Origin of the sequence: Tolypothrix sp. VBCCA 56010 (genome assembly GCF_050875635.1) — a bacterium.
Lineage (GTDB): Bacteria > Cyanobacteriota > Cyanobacteriia > Cyanobacteriales > Nostocaceae > Hassallia.
The window spans coordinates 1-369 of record NZ_JBPAOH010000460.1 but is presented as its reverse complement, the minus strand read 5'-3'; the positions used below and the strand labels follow the sequence as shown (position 1 = coordinate 369).

Below are 369 nucleotides of genomic sequence, written 5' to 3'. Positions count from 1 at the left end.
CAAAGAACCAGCTTGATTGACCCAAGGGGTACATCAAAAATACGCTAACGAACACAGCGATTGGCGCAGAAAATGCGAGCGCGTTGTAAGGACGAATCCCCACTAAACGAGCGATTTCAAATTGACGCAACATGAAGCCGATTAAACCAAAGGCTCCGTGTAATGCTACAAATGTCCACAATCCACCCAATTGACACCAACGGGTGAAGTCGCCTTGTGCTTCTGGTCCCCACAGTAACAACAATGAGTGTCCCAAGCTATTTGCTGGGGTCGATACTGCCACTGTCAAGAAGTTACAGCCTTCCAGGTATGATGAGGCTAATCCGTGGGTGTACCAACTGGTGACGAATGTTGTACCGGTGAGCCAAC

Annotated in this window: 1 pseudogene; it reads right to left on the bottom strand. The window is 48.8% G+C overall.

From position 1 onward, the window contains the following. Positions 1 to 369: pseudogene (locus AABK37_RS41990) on the bottom strand (photosystem II D2 protein (photosystem q(a) protein)); the annotation flags it as partial.